This window comes from Actinomyces haliotis (genome assembly GCF_015355765.1).
Lineage (GTDB): Bacteria > Actinomycetota > Actinomycetes > Actinomycetales > Actinomycetaceae > Actinomyces > Actinomyces haliotis.
This window is the reverse complement of record NZ_JACWNA010000021.1, coordinates 56,420-73,483: the sequence shown is the minus strand read 5'-3', so window position 1 is coordinate 73,483 and position 17,064 is coordinate 56,420. Positions and strand designations below refer to the sequence as shown.

At 71.3% G+C, this 17,064-nt stretch carries 14 protein-coding genes; 6 read left to right on the top strand and 8 right to left on the bottom strand.

All coding sequences use genetic code 11. The features are described from left to right. Positions 1 to 1,175 (bottom strand): hypothetical protein (locus IXW69_RS09685; RefSeq protein WP_194786138.1); only part of this gene is annotated, 1,175 nt, incomplete at its 3' end. A 596-nt stretch (positions 1,176 to 1,771) separates the two neighbouring features. Here IXW69_RS09685 and msrA point away from each other — a divergent pair. Both msrA and IXW69_RS09675 read left to right on the top strand, forming a co-directional pair. Further along, positions 1,772 to 2,482, top strand: coding sequence for a peptide-methionine (S)-S-oxide reductase MsrA (msrA, locus tag IXW69_RS09680; RefSeq protein WP_194786137.1), 711 nt, complete (start codon positions 1,772 to 1,774; stop codon positions 2,480 to 2,482). Further along, on the top strand, positions 2,479 to 4,458 hold the full coding sequence (locus IXW69_RS09675) for an ABC-ATPase domain-containing protein (protein ID WP_194786136.1): 1,980 nt from the start codon (positions 2,479 to 2,481) through the stop codon (positions 4,456 to 4,458). Before msrA ends, IXW69_RS09675 begins: the two co-directional genes overlap by 4 nt. Before the next feature lie 160 nt (positions 4,459 to 4,618). On the opposite strand, the gene IXW69_RS09670 is transcribed toward IXW69_RS09675, so the two are convergent. The 5 genes from IXW69_RS09670 to IXW69_RS09650 all read right to left on the bottom strand — a co-directional run bounded on the left by IXW69_RS09670 (position 4,619) and on the right by IXW69_RS09650 (position 11,072). Next, positions 4,619 to 5,176, bottom strand: a complete 558-nt coding sequence (locus IXW69_RS09670; RefSeq protein WP_194786135.1) for an NADPH-dependent FMN reductase — start codon at positions 5,174 to 5,176, stop codon at positions 4,619 to 4,621. 224 nt (positions 5,177 to 5,400) lie between these two features. After that, complete coding sequence (gene ilvA, locus IXW69_RS09665; protein ID WP_194786134.1) at positions 5,401 to 6,954, bottom strand: threonine ammonia-lyase, biosynthetic; 1,554 nt, start codon at positions 6,952 to 6,954, stop codon at positions 5,401 to 5,403. Between the two features lie 303 nt (positions 6,955 to 7,257). Further along, on the bottom strand, positions 7,258 to 9,144 hold the full coding sequence (gene ilvD / locus IXW69_RS09660) for a dihydroxy-acid dehydratase (RefSeq protein WP_194786133.1): 1,887 nt from the start codon (positions 9,142 to 9,144) through the stop codon (positions 7,258 to 7,260). Positions 9,145 to 9,434: 290 nt separating this feature from the next. Next, a complete protein-coding gene (locus IXW69_RS09655; RefSeq protein ID WP_194786132.1) occupies positions 9,435 to 9,842 on the bottom strand; it encodes an FKBP-type peptidyl-prolyl cis-trans isomerase in 408 nt (135 codons plus the stop codon). A gap of 192 nt (positions 9,843 to 10,034) precedes the next feature. Then, entirely contained in the window at positions 10,035 to 11,072 is a 1,038-nt protein-coding gene (locus tag IXW69_RS09650) for a Bax inhibitor-1/YccA family protein (protein ID WP_194786131.1), read from the bottom strand. 332 nt (positions 11,073 to 11,404) lie between these two features. On the opposite strand from IXW69_RS09650, the gene IXW69_RS09645 reads away from it, so the two are divergent. From IXW69_RS09645 to IXW69_RS09630, 4 genes are all read left to right on the top strand, one after another. Further along, complete coding sequence (locus tag IXW69_RS09645) at positions 11,405 to 12,346, top strand: ABC transporter ATP-binding protein (protein WP_194786130.1); 942 nt, start codon at positions 11,405 to 11,407, stop codon at positions 12,344 to 12,346. A gap of 30 nt (positions 12,347 to 12,376) precedes the next feature. Then, entirely contained in the window at positions 12,377 to 13,228 is an 852-nt protein-coding gene (locus IXW69_RS09640) for an ABC transporter permease subunit (protein ID WP_194786129.1), read from the top strand. Between the two features lie 90 nt (positions 13,229 to 13,318). Continuing rightward, positions 13,319 to 14,959 carry a sensor histidine kinase gene (locus tag IXW69_RS09635; RefSeq protein WP_194786128.1) on the top strand — a complete coding sequence of 547 codons (1,641 nt, stop codon included), beginning with the start codon at positions 13,319 to 13,321 and terminating at the stop codon, positions 14,957 to 14,959. Then, positions 14,941 to 15,663, top strand: a complete 723-nt coding sequence (locus tag IXW69_RS09630; protein WP_407646562.1) for a response regulator — start codon at positions 14,941 to 14,943, stop codon at positions 15,661 to 15,663. Before IXW69_RS09635 ends, IXW69_RS09630 begins: the two co-directional genes overlap by 19 nt. Before the next feature lie 82 nt (positions 15,664 to 15,745). On the opposite strand, the gene pth is transcribed toward IXW69_RS09630, so the two are convergent. Together pth and IXW69_RS09620 are read right to left on the bottom strand one after the other, a co-directional pair. Further along, a complete protein-coding gene (pth, locus tag IXW69_RS09625; RefSeq protein WP_194786127.1) occupies positions 15,746 to 16,342 on the bottom strand; it encodes an aminoacyl-tRNA hydrolase in 597 nt (198 codons plus the stop codon). Between the two features lie 61 nt (positions 16,343 to 16,403). Continuing rightward, a complete protein-coding gene (locus IXW69_RS09620; protein WP_194786126.1) occupies positions 16,404 to 17,057 on the bottom strand; it encodes a 50S ribosomal protein L25/general stress protein Ctc in 654 nt (217 codons plus the stop codon). Positions 17,058 to 17,064 lie beyond the last annotated feature (7 nt).

Genomic DNA, 17,064 nt, shown 5'->3' with positions numbered 1-17,064 from the left:
ACTGCTCGGCCTGGACGCGTTCTTCGATGAGCTGCAGGGCGCGCGCCTTGAACTCGGGCGTGTACTTCTGGGGCATGATCCGATCCTCCTTGAGATAACAGGTCGGAACGAAACCCAGGGCGCTTCACAAGATCAACAGCCGAGCCCTGACCATCAGCCAGACCCTTCTCAACCTTGAAGGTGGCCTTGGGGGTCTGGCCGGCGACCGTGAAGTTGACGGTGTCGTCAGCGACGGCCTCGCGAGAGTTCGTCGCGGCGATGACGTCGATGCCCCAGGCGTAGGAGGTGCTCCAGGTGGTGCCGTCGTTGGGCTGGCAGCCCGAGACGAAGAGCTTCTGGGTGAAGGTGAAGGTCGTCCCGTCCGGGATCCACTTCTCACCGGTGGAGGTGTCCTTGTCGAAGGGGAAGTTGATCGACTGACGGAACTGATAACCGTCGAGCGGCAGGCTCGTGATCTCCGAACCGTCGGTGTCGTTCGGGTTGAGCGTCTGAGACCCATCGAAAATCTGGGAGGTCAGGTCCGTGCCATCCGGGGCGGTGACCGTGACGATCGGGCCTGCCGGGTCCGGATTGATGACGTTGTCGTTGGTCTCGACCCAGATCTCAGCCAACCACTGGCCGTAGCTGCCACCGTGGAACGTGTGCGTCGTCGTTCCGGTCACGGAGCAGGTCTGGGTGTCGAACTCGCTGTAGGTGGGGTCGGTGTGCGTCCAGGACCCCAGCGGGTTGATGTCCGCAACGGCCTCGGCCTTGGCCGTGAGCGTCGAGCCGGCGGGCGCCGAGGACGACACGGTAGCGGGCTGGGCGAACGTGACCGTGAGGGGGTTCGTCGTGGTGAATGACGACTGGATGTCTGGCTCACCGAAGGAGTAGGTCACGGCCCCAGTGGCCGGGTCGATGCTCGGCGCCACCGTGTTGCCATCAGCGCCGACGAGGAACTGGTGGGTGCGTCCGTCGCTCCACGTGAAGTCCGAGGGGGACAGGAAGTTCGCGGAGGTCACGGGCGCGTTCTTGTCCGGGGTGACCACGACGTAGACGGCTCGGATGTAGTCCTTGCCGTCGCTCGAGGTGTATCCGGGCTGCGGGGCGGTGGCCGTCGTCGTGATCTGGTACTTGATCGACTGACCCGGGTCGACCACGCCGTCCGCGTCGTCGAGGGTGATCTTGGTTGTCACCGTCGGGTCAGGGCCGTCAGGCGTTCCGAAGGCGACGTCCTTCGTGATCGGTGTGTACGCGTCAGCCTGCGGTGACAGGGCCGTCGTCGCGCCGACGATGCCGGTGGCACCGAGGGCCAGGGCAGACAGGGTGGCGGCAACCTTTCGTCGCCTTCCCCTGAGTCGTTGAGATACCCTCATGGGAGTTTCCTTCCGGAAGATGAGTACGCCGATATTCCCCCAATGAGAGGAGGAACTCCACGTTCTGGGTCTACACATGCAACCTTATGTTGGCGCATGCGGCTGACACAGGGTTGTCTGTTGAATTGTTGCAGGATCGAGAAACGAGAGGTAGGCGTTGGCGGGAGGCCGGATCAGCCGTGTCAGCCCATCCCGAATGCACCGAGGCCCACACCAGACCGCGCCCCAGAGACTTCTGGAGAACGCCCCAGTGCGCGCTATCAATCGCTGTGAGATCGCGGCAACCACATGCATGGGTCACGCGTCAACGAACATGGACTCCTCGATCCACGAGGTGCACGACGCTCTACAGCCATCGCCCCAACTCGCTCGTCTGAGAAGCACATGGCGCTCCCGCCCGCGGTAGCGTGACCGGCATGTCGAGCACCCCCACGCGCAGCACAGTCATCCCCGGACGCGAGGAGACTCTCCTCCCCGTCCCCGGTGAGCACGTCGTCCTCCACACCCCGATCGACGGCCCCTGGCCCGAGGGCTCGCAGGTCCTCTACCTCGCCGCCGGCTGCTTCTGGGGCGTCGAGCGGTTCCTGTGGCGCCAGCCGGGCGTCATCAGCACCGCCGTCGGCTACATGGGCGGCACCACCCCGAACGCGACCTACCGCGAGGTCTGCACGGGCCGGACGGGGCACGCGGAGACCGTCCGCGTCGTCTACGACCCCGCCATCGTCGGAGAGGGAGGCGAGGCGCTCCTGCGCACGTTCTGGGAGAACCACGACTCCACCCACCTCAACCGTCACGGCAATGACGTCGGCACCCAGTACCGCTCCGCCGTGTGGACGACCACCCCTGCGCAGGACGCTGCCGCCCACGAGGTCCGCGACCTCTTCCAGGGCGAGCTCACGCGCCTCGACCTCGGCACCTGCGTGACGACGATCGCCCCTGCGGACTCCCTCTACTCCGAGTTCGGCGGCCCCTTCTACCTGGCCGAGGACTACCACCAGGGCTACCTGCACAAGAACCCGGCCGGCTACTGCAACCACGGCCCGAACGGAGTCACGTGCCCCGTCGGAGTCGCGGACCTCCCGGCCCAGACCGACGTCCTGGCCCCCGAGGACGCGCCCGGAGCATGAGTGGGCACGCGGACAAGGAGACCCACGCAGGCGCGGGCTACCGGGGTCGCCGCGACCGGCGCTCCGGCGGCCGGTACCAGGCCCGGTCGGGCCGGCGCCGCGACCACGAGGACGCGCCGCGCGAGGGCTCGCTCGGTGACCTCGTGGGCCATCTGCACGCCATCGACTCGCGCTCCTACGCCGCCTACAAGGCCATCGTGGGCCGCTACGAGGCGCCGGTGGGCTGGGCGCTCGTCGTCGACCGCGTCCAGCCGGACCCGTACGCGCCGCCGACGCGGATCCACCTCGAGGTGCCGCTGAGCCTGCCCGGCCTGGCCGTGCTCAACGAGGAGGGGCTGCTCTCGACGACGGACCGGCGGGTCGCCGTCGGCGACTTCCTCACGCGCGAGCTCCACGCCTCCTTCCGCGGGACGGCGCTGTCGATCGCGGCGCCGGGGCAGGAGATCCTCGAGCGCTCCAGCGTCCTCGTGCTCAGCGACGACGGCGCGTTGGTGACGGAGGACGACTCAGCCGCTCCGGTGACCTCGAGGGCCGGCTCCGATCGCGACGGCGCCAACACGGACGCCGACGAGGCGCCGGCCCCAATCGCGCCCCCAGCACCCGCCGCCCTCGAGATCCGCGCCCGCCTGGCCCTCCCGGCCCGCGGCCGCTCGATCCAGGGACGCGAGGCGGCGCGCATCGTCAGCCTCGACCTGCCCCGGGCCCTCGAGCGGGCGCTCGACCTCACCGGGGAGCGCGCCGACCGCCTTCGCGCGCACGTCGCCGCCCTCGAGGACCACCGGGCGCTCACGCGGGCGGTCGAGACCAACGGCTGGGTCGCCTTCCTCGCCGACGGCTCGCTCCTCCCCCGCCGCTCCGGCGTCTCCGACGAGCCCATGCGCTCCGGCGCCGTCGCCCCCACGGCCCCCGAGTCCCTCGCCGCGACGGTGACGCTCCCCCACGCGGGCCCCGTCCGGGGCACCGTCATCGGCCCGGGTGTCACCCTGGTCGTCGGCGGCGGATACCACGGCAAGTCCACGCTGCTCACCGCCATCGAGCGGGGCGTCTACCCGCACGTGCCCGGCGACGGGCGCGAGCTGGTCGCCACCGCGCCGAGCGCCATCAAGGTCCGGGCCGCCGACGGCCGCGCCGTCACGGGCGTCGACCTCCGGCCGTTCATCGGTCACCTGCCAGGCGGCCGCGACACGTCCTCCTTCACCACGAAGAACGCCTCGGGCTCCACCTCGCAGGCCGCCTCGATCATCGAGGCCGTCGAGGCGGGCGCGAGCGCGCTGCTGCTCGACGAGGACACCTCGGCGACGAACCTCCTCATCCGCGACGCCCGCATGCGCGAGCTCGTCGCCGCCGAGCGCGAGCCGATCACGCCGCTCGTCGACCGTGTCTCCGCCCTGGCGGAGGACCGCGGCGTCTCCACGGTGCTCGTCATGGGCGGCTCCGGGGACTACCTCGACGTCGCCGACCACGTCCTCCTCATGGACTCCTACCGTCTCGAGGACGCCACCGAGTGGGCGCGCGAGGTCGCGGCCTCCTCCCCGCGCGAGACGACGGCACTGGACGGGTTTCCCAAGGGGGCGGGCCGCGTCCCGCTGCCGGGGCTCGACGACGCCGACCGGCGCGGCCCGGTCAAGGTCCGCTCCCGCGGGACGGAGGCACTGAGCCTGGACCGCGAGGAGATCGACGTCTCCGATGTGGCGGGGATCGTCGACCCGGGCCAGGCGGAGGCGATCGCCCGGGCGCTGCGCGCGCTGCTCGAGCGTCGCTTCGACGGCGAGTCGACGCTCGCCGAGTGCCTCGGGGACCTCGACGCGCTCCTCGACGACGAGGGCCTCGACGCGCTGGGCGGCCGCACCGAGCGCCCCGCCTTCCTGACGCGCCCGCGGGCGGTCGACGTCGCCGCGGCGGTCAACCGGTACCGGAGCCTCGAGCTCGCCGAGCCGGGAGAGGACGACGACGCGGCCGAGACCGAGACGGTCTGAGCACCACGCGCCGTCGGCGCGGCGCAACGACGGCCTCCCCCGCCCCAGCTCCTCGCCGCACGACGAACCGGCCCGCCGTCCCGAGAGGGGTGGCGGGCCGGTTCGGGCTGTCGGGGGCGGCGGCGCGTCGACGCCGGGAGCCCTCAGCGGACCACCGGGGTCAGCGCAGGGTGGCGAGGGCGCCGTCGAGGGTGACCATGGAGGAGACCATGGTGGGGACCTCGGCGTCGTGGAAGTCGGCCGGGGCGAACTCGCTCATGTTCTTGAAGTCGCTGGCGAGGTGGAGGTTGACCTGGTCGCGGACGACGCCGGCGGAGAAGTTGGCGAGGATCTGACGCAGGTGCTCGATCGGGCGGTGGCCGGCGGAGAAGGAGTAGGCGACGAGGCCGACGGCCTTGTTCGCGAGGGTGGCCGGGGAGATGAAGTCGAGGGCGTTCTTGAGGGCGCCGGGGATCGAGTGGTTGTACTCCGGGGTGACGATGACGTAGCCGTCGTAGGCGGCGAGGGTCTCGTTCCACGTGACGGCGGCAGGGTCCTGCGCGGGGCGCATGGCCGTCGGGTAGTCCTCGGCGAAGAGGGGCAGGTTGAAGTCGGCGACGCGGACGACGTCGGCCTGGACGCCCTCGACCGTGTTGGCCTTCTCGGTGACCCACTCGGCGACGGGACCGCCGACGGAGGCGGGGCGGACGGAGGAGGAGATGACGGCGATCTTGGTCATGAGGTGGCTCCTTGGAGGGACCGAGGTACTTGAGACGTGAACGACCCTACGTGAGAAGTGGATACTTCAACGAAATCTGATCCCATGATTCCCACCACACCGATGGGCATCGCCTCTCAGTCGCTCCCCCAGACCTGGCCTCGCTCAGCTCCCATCTCTCGCGAGATCGGGACATCCTGGCCTCGAGCTCGGGCGATCCACGCGGCGAGGTCGACCGCGCCCCCTCAGCGCGCCAGGAAGAAGCGCGCCGACGGATCCTGCGTCTCCTCGTGGTACGCGTAGCCGAGCCGGTCCATGTGCTCGGTGAGCTCCGCGTCCTCGGCGCCCGCCTCGAAGGCGCACAGGATGCGTCCGTAGTCGGCGCCGTCGGTCCGGTAGTGGAAGAGCGTGATGTTCCAGCGCGTCCCGAGCACGTCGAGGAACCGGACGAGCGCGCCCGGCGCCTCTGGGAACTCGACGCTGAACAGGCGCTCGGACAGGCCGGCCGGCGCACGTCCCCCGATCATCGAGCGCACGTGCACCTTGGCGAGCTCGTCCTCGGTGAGGTCGACGACGCCGTAGCCGGCCTTCTCCAGGTCCGCGACGATCCCGGCGCGCTCCTCGCGCCCGCGCGTGAGCCGCACGCCGACGAAGATCCGTGCGGGGTCGCCGTCGTCGGCAGCACCCACCCGGTAGTTGAACTCCGTGACCGCACGGCCCCCGAGGACCGAGGCGAAGCGCAGGAACTCGCCCTGGCGCTCGGGGATGGTGACACCGAGGATGGCCTCACGCTGCTCGCCGATCTCGGATCGCTCGGAGATGTAGCGCAGCTGGTGGAAGTTGAGGTTGGCGCCCGAGAGCACGCACGCGAGCCGCTCCCCCGCGATCTCGTGCTCGGCGACGTACTTCTTGAGGCCCGCGAGCGCGATGGCTCCGGAGGGCTCCGGGACGGCGCGGACGTCCTCGAAGAGGTCGCGGACGGCGGCGGAGGTCTCGTCGGAGGAGACCGTGACGACGTCGTCAAGGAGGGCGGAGCAGACGCGGAAGGTCTCGTCGCCGATGCGCCGTACGGCGACGCCCTCGGCGAAGAGCCCGACTCGGGCGAGGTCGACGGGCTCACCGGCCGCGAGGGCCGCGGTGAGGCAGGCGGACTCCTCGTGCTCGACGCCGATGACGGCGACGTGCGGCATGAGCGCCTTGATGAGGACGGCGATCCCGGACACGAGGCCACCGCCGCCGACGGGCACGAACACGCGGTTGAGCTCGGCGTCCTGCTGGATGAGCTCGAGGCCGATCGTGCCCTGGCCGGCGATGACGTGCGGGTCGTCGAAGGGCGGAATGAAGGTGAGGCCTTCGGCGTCGGCGAGGCGCACGGCCTCGGCCTTGGCGGCGTCGAAGTTGTCGCCGGAGAGGACCACCTCGCCGCCGAGCGCGCGAACGGCGTCCACCTTGATGCGCGGGGTGACCGTGGGCATGACGATCGTGGCGGTGACGCCGAGGAGGCTCGCGGAGCGGGCGACCCCTTGGGCGTGGTTGCCGGCGGACGCGGTGATGACGCCACGGGCGCGCTCCGCGTCGGACAGGGCGTGCATGGCGTTGTAGGCGCCACGGATCTTGAAGGAGTGGACGGCCTGGAGGTCCTCGCGCTTGACGGCGACGCGGTTGCCGAGGCGGGCGGAGAGGGCCGGCATCTCCTGCAGCGGGGTGTGCTCGGCGGCCTCGTAGACCGGAGCCTTGAGCACCTCCCGCAGGTAGGTCGCGGAGTCCCAGTCGGTGCCCTTGCTCGTCAGCTCGCTCACGGCCTCAGGGTAGTCGGGGCGCTCAGCATGGTCGTCGGGCGTCCGCCGCCGCGACCCCGAGGCGGAGAACTGTCCAGTTCTCGTGAGTTCTATGCCTGTGCGAGGCACGGATGCAAAGCGAATCCGCGGAATCACGCGGATTCACGAGGCACGCCACCTCCCGGCACCCTAGAAGTGACGAGAACTGACCACTCTTGCCGTCCAGGCAGCGTCCGAGCCCGGACGCGCAGCCGCCCCGGACCACTGGGGTCCGGGGCGCCTGGACAGCCGGGCAGGATGTCCCGATCTCGGCGAGGGGGTGCCTCAGAAGCGCGGGAGCTTGGTGACGTCGCGGACGGCACCGACGTCAGCAGAGGTCGCGAGCATGGCGTAGGCGCGCAGAGCCGTCGAGATCTTGCGCGGGCGGCTCACGTGCGGGGACCACGCGTCATCGCCGCGCTCCTCCTCCGCGGCGCGGCGGCGGGCGATCTCCGCCTCGTCCACCTTGAGCTCGATGGTGCGGTTCGGGATGTCGATCTCGATGCGGTCGCCGGTCTCGACCAGGCCGATGAGGCCGCCCGCCGCCGCCTCCGGGGAGACGTGCCCGATGGACAGGCCCGAGGTGCCGCCGGAGAAACGGCCGTCGGTGAGGAGGGCGCACTCCTTGCCGAGGTGCATCGACTTGATGTAGGTGGTCGGGTACAGCATCTCCTGCATACCCGGTCCGCCGCGCGGTCCCTCGTGGTTGATGACGACGACGTCTCCGGCCTTGACCTTCTTGCCGAGGATGCCCTCGACGGCGTCCTCCTGGGACTCGAAGACGACGGCGTTGCCGGCGAAGGTGAGGATCGAGGCGTCGACGCCCGCGGTCTTGACGATGCAGCCCTTCTCCGCGATGTTGCCGAAGAGGACGGCGAGGCCGCCGTCCTGGGAGTAGGCGTGCTCCTTGGAGCGGATGCAGCCGTTCTCGCGGTCCGTGTCCAGGCTGTCCCAGCGCGAGGCCTGGGAGAACATCTCGGTCGTGCGCACGCCCGCGGGGGCGGCGTGGTAGCGCTCGAGGATCTCCGGGGCGACGTCGGAGCCGCGGACGCCGTCGGCGCCGGGACGGGCGATGTCGTACTGGGCGAGCTCCTCGGCGAGGGTCTCGTGCAGGACGTTCGTGACGGACGTGTCCAGGAGCCCGGCGCGGTCGAGCTCGCCGAGGATGCCCATGATTCCGCCGGCGCGGTGGCAGTCCTCGACATGGTAGAGGTTCGTCGACGGCGCGAGCTTGGACAGGTGCGGGACCTGGCGCGAGAGGCGGTCGATGTCCGCCATCTTGAAGTCGACCTCACCCTCCTGGGCGGCGGCCAGCAGGTGGAGCACCGTGTTGGTGGAGCCACCCATGGCGATGTCGAGGCTCATGGCGTTCTCGAAGGCGGCCTTGGTGGCGATGGAGCGCGGGAGGACGGAGGCGTCGTCCTGCTCGTAGTAGGCCCGGGTGATCTCGACGATCTGGCGGCCGGCGTCCTTGAAGAGCTCGCCACGGTCGGAGTGGGTGGCGAGGAGGGTGCCGTTCATGGGCAGGGCGAGGCCGAGGGCCTCGGTGAGGCAGTTCATCGAGTTGGCGGTGAACATGCCGGAGCAGGAGCCGCAGGTGGGGCAGGCGAGGCGCTCGATGGCGGAGATGGTGTCGTCGGAGACGGTGGGGTCCGCGGCGTCCATCATCGCGTCGATGAGGTCGAGCTTGCGGGTGGTGCCGTCCGCCGCCGTGACCTTGCCGGACTCCATGGGGCCGCCGGAGACGAAGATCGTGGGGATGTTGAGGCGGAGGGCCGCCATGAGCATGCCGGGCGTGATCTTGTCGCAGTTGGAGATGCACACGAGGGCGTCGGCGGTGTGCGCGTTGGTCATGTACTCCACTGAGTCCGCGATGAGGTCGCGGCTGGGCAGGGAGTAGAGCATGCCGTCGTGACCCATGGCGATGCCGTCGTCGACGGCGATGGTGTTGAACTCCTTGGCAATGCCGCCGGCGGCCTCGATCTCCTTCGCGACGAGCTTGCCGACGTCGCGCAGTCCGACGTGCCCGGGGACGAAGGAGGTGAAGGAGTTGGCGATCGCGATGATCGGCTTGCCGAAGTCGCCGTCCTTGACGCCGGTGGCGCGCCAGAGGGCGCGGGCGCCGGCCATGTTGCGGCCGGAGGTGGAGGTGGCGCTGCGGTACTGCGGCATGAGTTCTCCTGACGATCTGCGTGCGTGCTGCCTCCAGGGTAGCGGTGGGGCGTGCGGGGCCGGGCAAGGGGTCGCTCGCTGGACCCGCGCCACGCTCGTGACGCGCCCACTGTGTCGCCTTCCCGCCGAGACTGTCGGTTGCGCCGTCGTCAGCGAGCGGAAACCGTCAGACTCGGCTCCCACAGTGACGCGGCCAGGGCAAGCGCGCACGACGGCGCCCCGGTCGCACCGCTGGGGTGCGCCGGGGCGCCGTGGCGTCAGGGCCGGCTCGCGGGCGCGGGCCGGACGGCTCACATGATGCCGAGGATCTCCGTGACGAAGACGAGGGTGTCGCCGCCCTTGATGCCGGCCTGCGGGACGCCGCGGTCGCCGTAGCCGAGCTCGGAGGGGATGGAGAGCAGGACGCGGGAGCCGACGCGCTGGCCGACGAGGCCGTCGTCCCAGCCGCGGATGACCATGCCGACGCCGATCTGGAAGTCGAGCGGGGCGCCGCGGTCGTAGGAGTTGTCGAAGACGTCGCCACCCCAGGACTGGCCCAGGTAGTGGCAGACGATGTGGTCGCCGGCCTCGACGACGTCGCCGGTGCCCTCGTCGAGCACCTGGATCTGCAGGCCCTCCGGAGCCTCGTCGGTCGGGAAGGTGAGGACGGGCTTGGTGCCCTTGGCGCCCTCGACGGACGGCATGTGCGTGTTGATCATGCGGCCAGGCTACGGGAGGCGGACCGCGCGGGGAACCGGCGACGGCGGCCGCGCCGTCGCGTCGGCCAGGGGCGTAACCGCTCGGCCGCGCCCTCGTCGCAGCCCTGGACGCACCGCAGCCCGCCGGGCGCGGGGCCGGGCGGGCTGCGGGAGGCGTCGTGGGCGCGGGGCCAGGGCCCCGCGACCTGATCGTCAGTTGTCGCGCAGGATGGCGAGGATGCGGAGGAACTCCACGTAGAGCCAGACGAGCGTGACGACGAGGCCGAAGGCTCCCGCCCAGGCGTAGACCCGGGGCAGGCCGCGCTCGACGCCGCGCTGGATGGACTCGAAGTCCATCGCGAGGCTGAAGGCCGCCATGACGACGGCGACGAGCCCGATGATGAGGCCGAGCGGGATCCCCATGATCGTCATGCCGCGCAGGCCCCACGGGTCGGAGACGGCGCCGGTCATCATGAGGACCATGTTGACGATGCTGAACAGCAGGTAGCCGCCCATGGCGACGAGGAGGATCCGGGCGGCCCGGCCCTGGACGCGGAAGCCGGCGAACTTGTAGGCCGCCAGGACGACCGCGAAGGTGGCTCCGGTGGCGAGCACCGCCTGCAGGACGATCCCGGGGTAGGTCAGCTCCATGACGCCGGAGAAGGCGCCGAGCATGGCGCCCTCGAAGACGGCGTAGGTGAGGATGAGTGCGGGGCTGGGTACCTTCTTGAAGGAGTTGACCAGGCCCATGACGAGGGCGCCGATGGCACCGACGCCCATGAGCATGACGCCGGCGCCGAAGGTCGCCTCGTGCGAGGCGAGCGTCCACGAGACGGCGCCGACGCCGAGGATGACGGCGAAGATGCCGACGGTGCGCACGATGACGTCGTCGTAGGTCATCCGGCCGCGGTCGACGTTGCCCGCAGCGGGGGCGCCGTAGCGGGCCTCGAGGTCGGAGACCTGCTGGGGTGAGACAGAGCCGTACTGCTGGCCGTGCTGCTGGCCGTACGGCTGGGCCTGCTGCCCGTAGGTCGGAGCCTGGCCGTACTGCTGCCCGTAGGCGGGGGCAGAGCCGTACTGCTGGCCGTACTGCTGGCCGTAGGCCTGCTGTGCCTGGCCACGCCCCGGCTCGTAGCCAGGCATGGTCGGGTAGCCGTTCGGGGTGCGCGACGGCGCGGAGGCCGTCGCGGTGCCCGTGCCCGAGCCGCCCTCGCGGAAGGCGGGCGATCGGTCGAAGTAAGGATTGCTCATGGTGTCTGTGTCCTCTCGGAGACGGGGGGACGGAGGTGGTGACCGGCGGAGCGAGGCAGCATCCCGGCGCTCCGGGTCCACCAGGTCGAACACGGCCATCCTGCCTCACATTCCCGCGGTGCCGGCAACGGCGCCCCGGGGAGGTCTCCCCACCGGTGCACGGGCGAGCCTGCCAGGGACCTCCCCCACCGCGTCTCCTCCTCGCGGACGAGTCGGTCGCGCGTCCCAGTTCCTCACCTGGGCCGACGCCCGGAGGGCCCACGCTCCCTAGCCTCGTGCCAACGGCCGGGGCGAGCCCCGTCGCCCGCCCCTCCCCTGCACGAAGGACACCCATGATCCAGGCAACCGACCTCACCAAGCGCTACGGCCGCAAGACCGCCGTCGACCACGTCTCCTTCACCGTCCAGCCCGGGACCGTCACCGGCTTCCTCGGCCCCAACGGCGCCGGCAAGTCGACGACCATGCGCATGATCATGGGCCTGGACCGCCCGTCAGAGGGCTCGGTCACGGTCAACGGGAACCGCTACCGCGACCTCAGCGCCCCGCTGTGCGAGGTCGGCGCCCTCCTGGACGCCAAGGGCCTCCACGGCTCCCGCACCGCCCGCGCCCACCTCACCCAGCTCGCCGCCTCCAACGGCGTCCCGCGCCGCCGCGTCGACGAGGTCCTCGAGCTCACCGGCCTCACCGAGGTCGCGCGAAAGCGCGTCAAGGGCTTCAGCCTCGGCATGGGCCAGCGACTCGGCATCGCCGCCGCGCTCCTCGGCGACCCGCAGACCCTCATCTTCGACGAGCCGGTCAACGGGCTCGACCCCGAGGGCGTCAAGTGGGTCCGCGAGACCTGCCGGCGCCTCGCCTCCGAGGGACGCACCGTCTTCATCTCCTCCCACCTCATGAGCGAGATGGCCCTCACCGCCGACCACCTCATCGTCATCGGCCGTGGCCGCATCCTCGCCCAGGGCCCCGTCGACGAGGTCATCGCGGGCGCCACGAGCGACGTCGTCCGGGTCGTCTCCCCCGACGTCGCCGAGCTCGCCGAGGCGCTCGCCGCGGAGGGCGTCCAGACGCGTCCCGACGGCGAGCACGGACTGTCGACGACGGCGGTGCCCGCCTCGCGGATCGGCGAGGTCGCCGCCCGGCGCGGGATCGTCCTGCACGAGCTCCACACGCAGCACGCCAGCCTCGAGGACGCCTACCTCGAGCTCACAGGGGACTCCGTCGAGTACCGGACCGGCGGCGCAGGCGCCGAGGCACCGACTGCCCCCGCCCAGCACTGAGCCACGACGCGACCACAGGAGAAACCCACCATGACCACCGCCGCCACCTCCTTCGCCGTGCCCTCCGCCCCCGTCGGCCGCACCCGCCTGACGGGCAAGCAGACCTTCGGCCGCGCCATCCGAGCCGAGTGGCTCAAGCTCACGACCCTGCGCTCCACGTGGGTCACGAGCCTGCTCACTCTCATCATCACCTCCGGCGCCGGTATCGCCCTCGCCCTCGCCTACGCGAACACGGAGGAGGGGGACCCGACCTCCTGGCAGATGCTCCCCGCCGGGACCACCTTCGGCGAGATCGTCGTCGCCGTCCTCGGAGCCCTCGTCATCACCGGCGAGTACTCCTCCGGCCAGATCCGCTCCTCACTCGCCGCCGTGCCGCGGCGCACCCGTCTCCTGACCGCCAAGGCGGCCGTCATCGCGGCGTGGTCCTTCCTCCTCGGCGTCGTCTCGATCCTCCTCGCCTGGGCGATCGCGACCCCGCTCATGCGCACGGGCACGATCGCTCTCACCGACCACCGCATGCTCGGCTACGTCTGGGGCACGGGCCTCGCCTACGCGGGCATCGCGCTCATGAGCCTCGGCCTCGGTCTCCTCCTGCGCTCCACCGCCGGCGCCATCACCGTCGTCGTCTGCCTGCTCTTCGTCGTCCAGATCCCGCTCGGCATGGCACAGCTCAAGTGGGACTGGGCGTCCAAGGCCTACGAGATCATCCCCTCGACCTCCGTCAACGCCGTCGTCGACCCCTTCAGCGTGCAGGTCCAGTGGGCCGAGCACGCGGGCTCGGGGATGTGGCTCACCCACGCTGCCGCCGCCGCGGTCTTCGCCGCCTGGGCGATCGTGCCGCTGCTGCTGGCCTGGGTGTCCTTCACCCGCAGAGACGCCTGAGCCGCGCGATCAGTGCACCCGCCCCGGCGCGGAGCGGTCCTTGGAGGACCGCTCCGCGCCGGGGCGGGCGTGAGGGGAGAGGATGGAACCATGGTGAGAACGGCCGGACGGGCCCTGCGTCGCTGGTGGAACGAGCACCCGCACTGCGCCGACGCCTTCCTCGGGATCGCCCTCACGCTCTTCGGGATCGGCGCGAGCTGGCCGAACCTGGTGGGTCCCACGAACATCGTGCCCGACCACGGCTGGTGGGTGCTCGCGCTCGGTGCCGTGGCGACCGTGGGCACGTGCGCGGTCCGCCGCTCCCACCCGTACCTCGCGTGGGCCGGGCTGACCTTCCTCGTCCTGGCCCTCGACGCCGTCAACCTCCTCATCGACCGCCAGGGCGTCGGCCCCACCTACCTCACCGACGTCTTCTCGACGAACGCGGGGTTCGGCGTCCCGGTTCTCGTCGGCTCGGTCGCGGCCTACGCGTCGACCCCGATGGCCTGGGTCTGCGCCGTCGTCTCCGCGGTCGCCGTGCAGCTGGGGGACCAGGTCGCGTCGACGGTCCCGTTCACGCTGACGCAGGCGCTCTACTTCGGCACGGTCTACCTCCTCGTCGACTCCATCGGCGTGCTCGTCGGCATGAACGTGCGCACCCAGCGCGAGCGCCTCAGCGCCGTCGAGGAGCGCTCCGCCCGCCTCGCCCTCGCTCGCGAGCAGACCGCCCTCCTGGCGGCCGCCGCCGAGCGCAGCCGGATCGCCCGCGAGATGCACGACGTCGTCGCCCACTCCCTCGCCGTCATGATCACCATGGCCGACGGCGCCGCCGCCTCCGTCGACCGCAACCCGCAGATGGCGAAGGAGGCGCTCGGGATCCTCTCCGAGACCGGCCGCTCCGCCCTGGCGGACACGCGCCGCCTCGTCGGTGTCCTGCGCGACGACCCGGGCGCGTCGTCCGACCCGGCGGTCCGCACCCCGCAGGCCGGGGCCGCTTCCGCGGTCCCGGGCGACGTGGCGGGAGCCCCCGGTGGGGAGGTCACCCCCGCCCCGGCACCGCCGGCACAGCTGGTGGCGGCGCCGGAGCCTCCGGCGGCCCCGCAGGCGGCACCGCACGTCTCCCGGCGTCGTTCGCTCTTCTCGCTCGGCGGCACGACGCCCGACCAGCCGACGACCGGCTCGGTCCCGGTCGTCCGTGAGATGCCCGTGCCCGAGTTCGCTCCCCCGGGGACGGTCGCCCCGCACGAGCCGACCGAGGACATCGTCGCGCTGCGCCGTCGGGCCACCGACGCCCGGGCTGACCGCAGCACGGGCGACATCCCGATGGCTCCCGCGCCGGAGCAGTCGGACCTGCGAGTTCTCGTCGACCGCTTCCGCGCCGCGGGCGTCCCGGTGGAGTACGAGTGGTCGGGCAGGGAGCTCCCGGAGGACAAGGGCCTCCAGCTCACCCTGTTCCGCATCGCCCAGGAGTCGATGACGAACATCCTGCGCTACGCGCCGACGACCCGGTCCGTGAGGCTGGCGGTCGGCCGGCACACGGGCACCGTGGTGCTCACCGACGACAACGACGCCGCCCCTGGATCGACGCCGGTGCACGGCTCGGGCAAGGGGCTCATCGGCATGCGCGAGCGCGCTGCCGTCTATGGTGGGACGGTTGACGCCGGGCCCACCGCGACCGGTTGGAGAGTCCGCGCGGTGCTCCGCTGGGACGAGGACGATGAAGGGACCACGCCGTGGCAGATGCCGATGTGACCGCTGAGGAGACCGGGGCCGGCGAGGCCGCTGGAGCCCGACGCCCCGTGACGGTCGTCCTCGCCGACGACCAGGCGCTCATGCGCATGGGCTTCCGCATGGTCCTCGACGCCGAGGACGGCATCGAGGTCGTGGGCGAGGCCTCCGACGGCGCCTCCGCCCTCTCGCAGGCCCGCGCCCTCAAGCCCGACGTCATCCTCATGGACGTCCGCATGCCCGGGGTCAACGGGATCGACGCGACGGCGCAGATCACCCGTCAGTGCCCGAGCACGAAGATCCTCATCCTGACGACCTTCGACCTCGACGAGTACGCCTTCGCGGGTCTCAAGGCCGGCGCCTCCGGCTTCCTCCTCAAGGACACGCGCCCGGCGGAGCTCGCCGACGCGATCCGCACCGTGGCGAGCGGCGAGGCGGTCGTCTCCCCGCGAGTCACGCGCCGCATGCTGGAGATGTTCGCCTCGCACCTGCCCGAGGACGGTGCGGGCGAGGCGAAGGAGGACCCGCGCATCGCCTCGCTCACGCCCCGCGAGCGGGAGATCCTCGTGCTCATGGCGCAGGGCATGTCGAACGCGGAGATCGCCGACCACCTCGTCGTCTCGGCGACGACCGTCAAGACCCACGTGGGCAACGTGCTCGCGAAGCTCGACGTGCGCGACCGAGTCCAGGCCGTCGTCGTCGCCTACGAGACGGGCCTCATGGCCTGAGCCCCCTCGACAAGCAACAAGCAACGAGACCGGTCCGGAGCCCCTACGGGCTCCGGACCGATCTCGTGGGAGGGGACGCGGCTCAGCGGGAGTGGAGGCGCTGCTGCGCCTCGGCCAGCCCCAGCGTCACGACCTGCTCGACGGCGTCGGCGGCCTCCTCGAGGGTGACCTCCAGCCCCGCGCGCTCGCGACCGGGGAAGTCCGACAGGACGTAGTCGGCGGGATCCTGGCGGCCGGGCGGCCGTCCGATCCCGACGCGGAGACGGACGTAGTCCTTCGTGCCGAGCGCCTGGCTGATAGAGCGCAGGCCGTTGTGCCCGCCCTCGCCGCCGCCGCGCTTGAGACGCAGCTCGTGCGCCGGCAGGTCGAGCTCGTCGTGGACGACGAGGAGCCGCTCGGTCGGGTCGATCCCGTAGAACTGGACGAGCGCCTTGACCGGGCCGCCGGACTCGTTCATGTAGGAGGAGGGCTCGGCCAGGACGGCGCGGGGCCCGGGCGCACCGCCCGGCATGAGGCCGATGCGGGCCTCGGCGGCCTGGGAGCGCGCCTTGTGCTTGGAAAGCCGGGACCCGGTGCGCCCGGCCAGGACGTCGACGACCATGTGGCCGACGTTGTGGCGGTTGCGGGCGTACCGGGTCTCCGGGTTCCCCAGCCCGATGATGAGCCAGGGGTCGCTCATGAGAGCTCCTTCGTGAGGGTTCCTGCGAGAGGTTCCCGCGCCGATCAGCGCGGGAGCGGGGTCACTCCTCGGAGGACTCCTCCTCGGAGGACTCGCCCTCGGCGGCCTCGGCACCCTCAGCGGCCTCGTCGCCCTCAGCCGGGACGGTCTCGGGGACCTCGTCGGTGACGGCCTCCTCGTCGGCGACGTTGACGACCGCGGTCTCGGCGTCGACGGCGGCCTCGACGTTCTCGGGGAGCTTGAGGTCGGCGACGGTGATGACGGTGCCGGCGGCGACGCCGGTGATGTCGACCTCGATGGTCTCCGGGATGGCGGTGACCGGGGCGGAGACGAGGAGGTGGGAGGAGTCGATCATGTGGATCGTGCCGGGCTCGGGGTCACCGATGATGGCTACCGGGATCTCGACCTCGACGCGCTCGTTGCGGTTGACGACGAGGAAGTCGACGTGCTGCACGCCCGGACGGATCGGGTGGCGCTGGACGTCCTTGGTGAGGACGAGGACGGACTCGCCCTCGACGTCGAGCTCGATGAGGGCGTTCTCGTTGGAGCGCAGGGCGAGGCGGGTGGCGTGCTCGTCGAGGATGACGTGGCGCGGGTCGGTGCCGTGGCCGTAGACGACGGCGGGGACCTGGCCGGCGCGGCGGGCCTGGCGGGCGGAGCCCTTGCCGAAGTCGGTGCGGTTCTGGGCCTTGAGGGTGGTGGCCTTGTTAGCCATGAGGTTC

Bases quoted from the DNA above. Each gene is read 5' to 3' on its own strand.
- msrA (WP_194786137.1), top strand. From the start codon at position 1,772: ATGTCGAGCACCCCCACGCGCAGCACAGTCATCCCCGGACGCGAGGAG.
- IXW69_RS09675 (WP_194786136.1), top strand. From the start codon at position 2,479: ATGAGTGGGCACGCGGACAAGGAGACCCACGCAGGCGCGGGCTACCGG.
- ilvD (WP_194786133.1), bottom strand. From the start codon at position 9,144: ATGCCGCAGTACCGCAGCGCCACCTCCACCTCCGGCCGCAACATGGCC.
- IXW69_RS09640 (WP_194786129.1), top strand. From the start codon at position 12,377: ATGACCACCGCCGCCACCTCCTTCGCCGTGCCCTCCGCCCCCGTCGGC.
- IXW69_RS09645 (WP_194786130.1), top strand. From the start codon at position 11,405: ATGATCCAGGCAACCGACCTCACCAAGCGCTACGGCCGCAAGACCGCC.
- IXW69_RS09620 (WP_194786126.1), bottom strand. From the start codon at position 17,057: ATGGCTAACAAGGCCACCACCCTCAAGGCCCAGAACCGCACCGACTTC.
- IXW69_RS09670 (WP_194786135.1), bottom strand. From the start codon at position 5,176: ATGACCAAGATCGCCGTCATCTCCTCCTCCGTCCGCCCCGCCTCCGTC.
- pth (WP_194786127.1), bottom strand. From the start codon at position 16,342: ATGAGCGACCCCTGGCTCATCATCGGGCTGGGGAACCCGGAGACCCGG.
- IXW69_RS09635 (WP_194786128.1), top strand. From the start codon at position 13,319: ATGGTGAGAACGGCCGGACGGGCCCTGCGTCGCTGGTGGAACGAGCAC.
- IXW69_RS09655 (WP_194786132.1), bottom strand. From the start codon at position 9,842: ATGATCAACACGCACATGCCGTCCGTCGAGGGCGCCAAGGGCACCAAG.
- IXW69_RS09650 (WP_194786131.1), bottom strand. From the start codon at position 11,072: ATGAGCAATCCTTACTTCGACCGATCGCCCGCCTTCCGCGAGGGCGGC.